The 457-nt window shown below is 52.5% G+C and carries 1 protein-coding gene; it reads right to left on the bottom strand.

Features of this window, described 5'->3' with window-relative positions; genetic code table 11:
* Window positions 1–381 (bottom strand): transposase (locus NF543_RS25325; RefSeq protein ID WP_257957593.1); only part of this gene is annotated, 381 nt, incomplete at its 3' end.
* Between the last annotated feature and the right edge of the window lie 76 nt (window positions 382–457).

Raw genomic sequence — 457 nt, forward strand, 5'->3', positions numbered from 1 at the left:
GCTGATGGCACGTGTACCCATGCCACGGGCATACATGCTCAATACATTGCCTTCCAGTTCCTCGGTGATGATCAGCTGCCGCTTGGGGACGATCTTGGGCTCGAATGAACCTTCGCGGTCACGGCCGGTCTCCAGCTCGAAACTGCCGCCGCCCATGCTCCTGACCGTTTTCCTGCCCTTGCCGTTGCGCCGGTTGGGCACACCCGAGGCTTTGTCCTCCTCAAGGTGGTTATCCAACTCGCCGTCCAGCATGGATTCCAATAGATGTTTCATCAGCGGTGTAAAAACACCGTCCGTGCCGCCAGCTTTTTTGCCGGCGTACAATCCTTCCATCGCTTCCTGCTTGAAGCGCTCGAAGTCAAATGGGGCTTTCTCTTTCATTAACATGTCACTTGATATTTCGAATTTAAAACTATTTATTCGTTTTATCCAGTGACACAGTTGGTGTTACACTCTC

This window comes from Parapedobacter tibetensis (assembly GCF_024704835.1).
In the GTDB taxonomy this organism is placed as follows: Bacteria; Bacteroidota; Bacteroidia; order Sphingobacteriales; family Sphingobacteriaceae; genus Parapedobacter; species Parapedobacter tibetensis.